This window comes from Streptomyces sp. NPDC055140 (assembly GCF_053607285.1).
On the sequence record NZ_JBSGTG010000043.1, the window covers coordinates 46,958 to 55,090 of the forward strand.

At 68.1% G+C, this 8,133-nt stretch carries 7 protein-coding genes; 4 read left to right on the forward strand and 3 right to left on the reverse strand.

The window, feature by feature from the left end:
• Positions 1-445: 445 nt before the first annotated feature.
• The 3 genes from ACWFR4_RS43115 to ACWFR4_RS43125 all read left to right on the forward strand — a co-directional run bounded on the left by ACWFR4_RS43115 (position 446) and on the right by ACWFR4_RS43125 (position 5,311).
• Positions 446-3,985 carry a tetratricopeptide repeat protein gene (locus ACWFR4_RS43115; protein ID WP_453656927.1) on the forward strand — a complete coding sequence of 1,180 codons (3,540 nt, stop codon included), beginning with the start codon at positions 446-448 and terminating at the stop codon, positions 3,983-3,985.
• A 340-nt stretch (positions 3,986-4,325) separates the two neighbouring features.
• Positions 4,326-4,859, forward strand: coding sequence for an RNA polymerase sigma factor (locus ACWFR4_RS43120; RefSeq protein WP_382625025.1), 534 nt, complete (start codon positions 4,326-4,328; stop codon positions 4,857-4,859).
• Positions 4,856-5,311: a hypothetical protein gene (locus ACWFR4_RS43125; protein WP_327579349.1), complete on the forward strand. Its 456-nt coding sequence runs from the start codon at positions 4,856-4,858 to the stop codon at positions 5,309-5,311. Before ACWFR4_RS43120 ends, ACWFR4_RS43125 begins: the two co-directional genes overlap by 4 nt.
• A gap of 4 nt (positions 5,312-5,315) precedes the next feature.
• On the opposite strand, the gene ACWFR4_RS43130 is transcribed toward ACWFR4_RS43125, so the two are convergent.
• Entirely contained in the window at positions 5,316-6,197 is an 882-nt protein-coding gene (locus ACWFR4_RS43130; RefSeq protein WP_453656928.1) for an alpha/beta fold hydrolase, read from the reverse strand.
• A gap of 766 nt (positions 6,198-6,963) precedes the next feature.
• Here ACWFR4_RS43130 and ACWFR4_RS43135 point away from each other — a divergent pair.
• Positions 6,964-7,194, forward strand: a complete 231-nt coding sequence (locus ACWFR4_RS43135) for a peptidoglycan-binding domain-containing protein (RefSeq protein ID WP_453656929.1) — start codon at positions 6,964-6,966, stop codon at positions 7,192-7,194.
• Between the two features lie 213 nt (positions 7,195-7,407).
• Here the strand turns inward: ACWFR4_RS43135 and ACWFR4_RS43140 are convergent, their stop codons facing one another.
• Together ACWFR4_RS43140 and ACWFR4_RS43145 are read right to left on the reverse strand one after the other, a co-directional pair.
• On the reverse strand, positions 7,408-7,617 hold the full coding sequence (locus tag ACWFR4_RS43140) for a protein NO VEIN domain-containing protein (RefSeq protein ID WP_453656930.1): 210 nt from the start codon (positions 7,615-7,617) through the stop codon (positions 7,408-7,410).
• 21 nt (positions 7,618-7,638) lie between these two features.
• Positions 7,639-8,133, reverse strand: a 495-nt coding sequence (locus ACWFR4_RS43145) for an IS5 family transposase (RefSeq protein ID WP_453656931.1), incomplete at its 5' end; no start/stop codon positions are given.

Consider the following 8,133-nt stretch of genomic DNA (forward strand, 5'->3'; position numbering starts at 1 on the left):
CCGGTAGACGGGGCCCGCCGGCGATCCACTGGGTGGCGGTCTTCAGGTGGGCGTGCTCCAGGTCGTCCCACGGTTCGACGGCACCCACCAACTCCAGAAGTTGAGCACACGGCTGATCCTCAGGAGCGGTGGAGCCAGTCAGGTGCCGGGTCAGGCAGCCTTCCAGGACGCCATCACATCCTCAAAGTCAGGTGCGGTCATCGTGCTGATCTCCTTCGAGGCTTCGGCACTTCGAAGATCAGCCGGTGGCCGTTCATCTATGCGGGCACCATTCCGATGCCGGAGCAAACCCCCGGATCAGGTTCAACCCGTACACCACTCCCTGGACGCAACCGCACGGGCAACTGACATCCCAGCGGGAATTGCACCTCGGAGGTTCCAGGCGCACGCTGGAACGAGGAGGGGTGTAGGTGGAGATTAAGCGCCAGGAGAGGGGCGCGCGGTCATGCCCTCACTCAAGCATCTCGGCAGGGAGTCTTTCCGCATCGCGTTTTCAGGGCGACTTCATCGGGTCGTCCTACTCTGGTGGCGGGCGTTGCACAGTGTCAACAAATTCCTGCTCGTGACGGCTGCCGCGCTCGTGGTGCTCGCCGCGCTGACGGCGGCAGCGGGTGATCCTTTCCCGAAGATGACTCCTGCCGTGTGGATCGTTCTGGCTCTCACCCTGATCCTGCTGGCGGCTGCCTTGTGCCGCTCCCGGCCGGTTCGGATCCTGCCTTTCAAGAACCTGGCCGGCGACAACGGCACCGGACCGGCAGCCGCTGTCGCCGCAGGCTTCGCCGAACTCCTGGACAGCGAGATCCGGCGGATCGCGGAACTGGTCCGCCAGGAACCGTTCATGACGCCTGCTGACGTACTCAACCCGGCTGGGCAGCGAGGCGAAATGGTTCGATGGTCGTCCGCCCGAGTGCCGTTCAAAACCGGTGTGGCGGCCACCGGACTGCTGGCAGATATCAAGCCGACCGAGGTCGGCACAGTCACTCTGGGTCCGCTAAAGCTTCAGGTCGGCACCATGCTCACCTGGTTTGAGCGGCTCTTCGGCACGACGCTCCAAGGATCGCTGGTGGAGGCGGACGGGGTGCAGCAGGTCGTCGCGTCTCAGTCCGGGCTGCGCGGCGGCCCTACTTGGTCGGCGCAGGTGAGGATCGACGGCGACGTCCGCAGAGCCGATGGGTGCCTCGCCCGAGAGCTGGCGCACCGCATCGAACTCGAGCGGTCCGGGGCAGCAGAGTCGGGGGCCGACGTCGACAGCTTCCAGCGGCTGGTGGATGGCCTGGAAAGCTTCCAGAGTTTCCAGCAGGAAGGCGTACTGCAGTACCTCGACGAGGCGGAGGATCACTTCCGCGCGGCCCTTGCCCACAGTCCGGCGTACGCGGCGGCCTACCACAACCTTGGTTTGGTCTACCGCGAACAGCGGCGCGTCCGGGCGGAGATCGGTCTCGCGGTGTCGGAGGCAGTGGGGAGCGGGCCGGTGCTCATGTGGCAGAAGGCAGTCGCCCTCGACCCGACGTTGACTCCCGCCCGCGTCCAGTTGGCCAGGGCGTTCCTTGAGCGGGCGGACCATCCGGGTGTTAACGCCGATAAGCGGGCCGAGCTCCTGGAGCAGGCGGTCCAGTCGGCCCGCAGCGCGCTCAAGCAGCCTTCCGCCACCCATCCCATGGAGGGCGCTCTCGCCGCGTACTGGCTCGGGGAAGCGCTGCTGAAGCAGGGTGACCACCAGCAGCCGCGCACGAAGCTCGGGCGGTCTGACCACATGGTGCGCGAGGCGTTCTGTTGCTTCCGCCAGGCAGAACGGGAATTGATCGACGAGCGGGCCCGAAGGCTGGTGCTGGAGGGGGACACGACCGCGGTACGGCCACTCACCGGGCGGATCGCGCAGGTTGTCCGCCTGGAGTCCGAGTGCTGGTTGCAGCTCGCGGGCAGTGCGGGCAGCCCGGTGCGGTGGTACCGCGTCTTAAGAGCCAAGAGGCGCATCCGTGCGGCGATCCGCTGGGCCCCTGAATTGCCGGAGCTGCATGCGCTTCAAGGCCGCATACTCTTGCAGTCCGGCCGTACGGACCGCGCGCGGCTCGCGTATCTGGAGGCTCTTCAGCGGGACCCCCAGAACCATCACGTCACGCCCGCGGACCTTGGTGAGTTCACCGCCATGGGGACCAAGGGCGAGGCCAGGAAACTGGCCTCGGATCTGTTCATCCTGAATGCCCACAAGAACCCCGACGACGCCATGGCCTGGCTCCTGCTCGCGTGGGTGGCACCCGACAAGCCTGCCGCCCGGTCGCTTGCCGGCAAGGCGCTGGCCCTGGAGCCGGGCAGGGAGGATGTGCTCTGGATCGTCGACAAGCAGTGGTCATCACCCAAGAGCCCTCCTGGCACCACCAGCTGGGAGAACCGCTTCACTCGGCGCTGGGCGCGAGCATGGGCCGATGCCCGCGAGGCGCAGCAGACCGGCGACAGGGAACGTCTCCGTGGGGCACTGGACACCGTAGAAGAGCTGCGTGGCGAGCACAGCCGGCCCGAAGTGTCCTTCATCGCCCGGGAGATTGGGCTGCTGTACGCATCCTTGGCGTCGATGATCCGGCCCTGCGACGAAGAGCGCGCCCACTGGAGGGCAGCAGTCGGTCACCTTACGAAGGCCGTCGAAGGCGAGCTGCCCTGGGCGGTGGAGAATCCCCCGCTGTGGTACGTGGAACTCGCCGACGCGCACGCCGCCCTCGCGGACTCCCAGTCCAACGCGGGGTGCGACGACGATGCCTCGCACAACTATGAACAAGCCATGAGCAACTACAGCCTGGCCATAGAGAGGTCGCCGAAGACCGTTCGTCCCCGGTACCGCACCGGGCTGCGGGGCCGGGAGCGGTTTACAGAGCTGACCGCAGAACAACCGGACCTGCCCACGCGTGCGCGCGCGACGGCGGGGCGGGCAGCGGTGTACGCGAGTCAGGGCAGCGTCGGCGATGCGGTGCGGGACTGTCGTGACGCCCTCAAACTGGCGCCCCTCTACGCCTATCCGCGTTTCACGCTGGCCCTTCTGTACCGGGACCAGCGGGCCCAGTACGACCTGGCGGACGAGACGCTGCTCCGGCTGATCGAGCTCCTGCCGGCCGGAGAACAACGAGACCTCGCACGGCTCGAGCTAGCGCGTACCTACCGCAAACAGGCTGCGGCGTCGCCGGACGGCGACAGCGGCAGGCTGCTCGACCGGGCCCGGGAGGAGTTGATCAAAGCCACGCGCGAGGCCTCGCTGAGCGAGGACCTGGAGGCGTGCATGCACGAGGAGCTGGCTACCGTGCTGGATCTCCTGGGCCGTGGAAGCGAGGCCATCGTGGCCCTGCGCGCCATCGGTGGCACGCTCCAGCGGCCGGACGCCGCGCAGCACCATGAGCGAATCGCGCATCTGATGGCCCGGGGTGAGCAACCGTTGGAGGTGGAGCGGGAACTGATCGCGGCTCAGGAGGCCTGCTCCGCTCGGCTGGACAGGTCTCGCGGCGCTGACGAGGAGCAGGCGCTGCGCGCCGCGCTTGTCACCCTCAAGGCACGCCTCGCGATGTTCTACGCCGAGCAGGGCATCCAGCTCAAGAAGGCGCATCGCATGGCGAAGAGTGCTCTGAAGAGCGCACCGGGCAACCTGGACCCTGGCGGACTGGCGGTGTGCGAGGATGCCCGCGGGTGGGTCGCCTACCGTGAGGGCCGAGTCCGTGAGGCCGTCCCTCTCCTGGAGAAGGCCGTGGAACATTCCGTGGGCGACGCGCAGGAATGGGCCCACCTCGCACTTGCCCTGGAGGCGCGGTCGGTGTCCCGACGAGGGCATAAAGACGAAGACCTCGACCGCGCACGGGACATCTGGCAGCAGATACTTGAGCACTGCCCTCGCAGTCCTGCCGCCGAGCAGGCCAGGCACCACCTCGACCTGTTGCCCGAGCGCCTGCATCCCCCGAGGCCGCTGGCGTCCCGCGGCCGGAAGGTCCCACACCCGTTTGCTCGGTAGGTGTCGACCCGGCACCTGGAGGACCCTCCCACACGTCACTCTCGCGAGCAGGATCGTCACGTCCAAGCGTCTGGTCGCCTGCTGCGAGGTGGAACTTCGCCGACCAGCCGAGCAGGACCAACGTCCCCGCGCTGGGTGCCTGTGCCCGCTGAAAATGAACGAGGCCAAGCTTGAGATGGTGCGGAAGCACTGAACCCCCGGCCTCCGCAACGGCGACAGGCGATCCCACGTCCGCGGCAAGCTCCGCGAGTACCTCGACCTGTAGCCGACAGGCAGTAAACGAGCGAGTAACTCGGCCTGCGCCGACCCGTTCGAGGCGCTACGTATACGGTGTGCGGCGATGGATGACGACGTGCGGCCCTGGGACGCGGCGGCGCCGCTCGTACGGGCCGCGCGGTGTGGCGATGCCCTCGCCATGGACGACCTGCTGAAGCTGGTGACGCCGTACGTCACCCGGCTGTGCACCCCGATTGCCCCGGCCGACACCGCGGACGCCGTGCAGGAATCCCTTCTCGCGGTGTTCCGGGGGCTGCGCGGGCTGCGGGATCCGCAGGCGTTCTATGGGTGGGTGCGTGCGGTCACCGTGCGGGAGGCTGTCCGGGTGGCGCGGCGCACCGCAGGCGAGACGCCCGCCGACCCCGAGGAGATTGCCCGGCTGCGGGACCTGCTGCCTGGCGTGGGCAATGAACTGACCACAGAAGTACGGGACTTGCTTGCCCGCCTGCCCGTCCAGCACCGCACCGTACTGGTACTGCGGGAACTGGAAGGCCTGGACGAGCGGACGATGGCCGAACTGCTCGGCGTACCCGAGGGCACCGTGAAGTCACGTCTGAACAGGGCCCGTTCCTCCTTCCGGAAGGCGTGGACACGGTGAACGCACCCGATACGGTCGCCCGGCTGCGCGTACTGGCCGCTGGACTGCGCGCCCCCCTGTACGCCGAGGCACGGATCGCTCTGCCCTTCGACCAGGTATGGGCGGTCATCGCCGACCTGGAGGGCGAGCTGCCCCATCTGATCTCCTTCGTCCGGGAGTTCAAAGTCCCGCCCGGCGACAGCGAGCGCAAAGCGGCGCAGGCCGTTGATGTGCTTGGCCTGCGCGGGCCGTTCGATGTGCGGCTGAGCCCCGGGTGGTGCCTGATGCAATCGCGGCTGGTGACGATGGGAATGGCCGCCACGCCTGACGGCACCGGGACGCGGCTCGCCGTCTGCGGCGCGGCGCGCCCCGCCGCCCTTGGCCCCGTGCAGCGCGTGTACCGCCGCCTGCTCGGGGAGCGCCGCACTCATGCCTTCTTCCGCGAGGTGGAGCGCCGCGCCGCTCTGCGTTGAGCCCTCAGCCGGCCTCGGCGATGAGTTTCCGCAGGGCCTCGGCCACCAACTCCGGCCGCTCCTCGTGCAGATGGTGCCCCGCACCCGGCACCACCCGTACGGTCAGATCGTCCGCGTCGGGATCGCCGCCGCGCAGCAGGGCAGGCGGGATCACCGGGTCGTGCTCGCCGCCCAGGACCAGCGTCGGGACGGCCAGCCGCCGTCGGCGGTGGGTGCCCCGGAAGCCCGCCGGGATGTCCCGCACGACGTACTGCCAGAACATCGCCTGCCAGGCATGGGCCGAGCCCTGTGCCGCCTCGGTGAACTCCGTGAGATCCGCGTCCCGCCACGCCGCCGGGTCGGCGACCGCGCGTCGCAGCAGATAGCGGGTGAAGGCCGGCCAGTGCCGCAGGACCAGCCGTCCGAGCACCGGGTACTCGATGAAGGCGGTGAACCACATCCGCCACAGATTCGGCAGGACGTCGCGGTGGCGCGTCCACGGGTGCGCCATGTTCAGCGCGAGGAAGGCACGGAACCGCTCCGGGGCCCGCTGGCAGAGCCGGAAGCCCACCCCGGCACCCCAGTTGTGCCCGACCAGGGTCACCCGGTCGAGGCCGAGCGCGTCCAGCATCGCGAGTATGTCGTCACTGAGCCCGTCCGTGTCGTAACCGCGCTCGGTCTGCTCCGACCAGCCGAAGCCGCGCAGATCGACGCAGATCAGCCGGTGGCCGTCGGCGAGCAGCGGGACGAGCGCGCGCCACGCGTACCAGTGCTGCGGGAAACCGTGCAGCAGCACGACGGGCTCGCCGCTGCCGAACTCGGCGATGTGCAGCCGGGCCCCGCGGACCGTCACCCACCGGTGCTCGGCCCCTTCCAGCGGGGGCATGGGGCGATCGCTGTTGGTCATGAGGGAATCCCTTCGCCAGATACGAGAAGTCGCGTTCACCCCGCCAGGAGGCGCACGATCCGGCGAAGGTTCCCTCGTGTTTGTGTGTACCTACGTCGAGATGTCGACCAGGCGATTTCGTCGTCTACCTTTGATCTCGGCCGGTGCTCCGGCGTTTACGCCGGGGGTGAAGCCATCTCAGAATTGCTCCGATCCGCACCGGAGCACGGGGCAGCACTGCTACGTCCCCGGGCCAGGGCCAATATGGGCTGGCAGTTCCTGGACGCGCAGTTCGTCGGCGGCCCGCATCGTGATCGTCTTGCTTGCCGGGCTGTTCCGAATCCATCCTGCGGGAGCGAGCGGCCGCTGCGGCAGGCCCCCGGGGCGCCAGCGGAGCGGTAGCTAGCGGCTGCTCGGTCGGCTCGACTTGGCATCTTCCTGATCTGCACCCCTGACGGCCACGCTCGTCGAACACCTCAGCTGGCGCACCACGTAGGCGAGATAGCGGACGGTCTGGCCGCCTCATGACGCCGTTGCCAGGGCCGTAACGGTCGCAACTCGCAGGCGTTGTTGACTGTGGGGATAATGGGGCCTATCCAACGCCCCCAGACGCCGAGCCGCTCCAGCAAGCGGCCGGATCGGAAGGAGCGGCATGAGACAGCACAGACTGGCCACTTTGGGTGCGGCGCTGTGTACAGCCGCAGCACTGGGCCTGGCAGTGCCACCTGTCGCCACAGCCGCCCCCCATCAGTGTTCCTACCTCTCGTCGGCGTCTCGGCCCACGGCTATGTACGGGGACACCGGTGTGGGGGTAAAGCAGGCGCAGTGCTTGAGCAACGCGTGGGGAGGCGAGCCGCCCAAGCTCACCCTCGACGGGGTCTTTGACTCGGTCATGCTGAAGAAGATCGAGTGGATCCAGGGCTGCCACGGTCTCCCGGCGGACGGCATCATCGAGGACCGCACCTGGCAAGTGCTCTACCACCCGGCCCTGGACTGCTACAACCCCTATCCAGCCTGAGCAACCGATTACCCCCGCCCCGAATGAGCGAGGACATCGCGAGCCTGGTGAGGACGTGGGGCGGCAACCAACCCACGAACGCCGCGTCTGCCCTGGTTGGCCGTCCTAGACTGGTGCAACCACAAACGTCGGTACTGGGCAGCAGAGATTCCGCAATCCGCTCCGCGCCGGGCGTCCGCGAGCTGGATCCCGACAACGTGGTCACCGTCGTCGTTAGTGGGTCAGTGTGCCGCCGCTGGCGGTGTACGGGGCGGTGTGCGTGTCGGCCTTGATGTCGCTGACGGCGTAGAGGACGACGGTGTTGTCTTTGGCCCGGGCATGGAGGACTTCGTTGATGGTCAGTTCCACGCTGGCCGGGGCCCCGGTGGTGCCCTTGACCTCGACGTAGGGGCTCAGCCCCAGCTCTCTCGCTGCGTGCCTCACTACTAGGCACTGTTTCTCGGATCATGTACGGAGCCAGATCAGGAGTGCTGCGAGTGTGACGGTGCCGAGGTAGATGTAGGCCCGTTTCTCGTAGCGGGTGGCGACGGCTCGGAAGCCCTTCAACCGGTTGATGGCGCGTTCGACGGTGTTGCGTTTCTTGTAGCGCTCGCCGTCGAAGCCCGTGGGCCGACCGCCTCGGGAGCCGCGGTTTCGGCGGTGTTGCTGCTGGTCGAGACGTTCGGGGATGGTGTGTCGGATTCCGCGTCGTCGCAGGTAGCGGCGGTTGCCCCGGGAGGTGTAGGCCTTGTCTGCCAAGACATGGTCGGGACGGGTGCGGGGGCGACCAACTCCGGTGCGTGGCACCGAGATCTGCTGCAGAACGTGCTCGAGCTGGGGGCCGTCACCGTAGTGTCCGGGTGTCAGGACGAGGGCGAGGGGTCGGCATCGCCCCTCGGCAGCGAGGTGGATTTTGGTGGTGAAGCCGCCGCGGGAACGTCCCAGGCATTCGCCGATCTG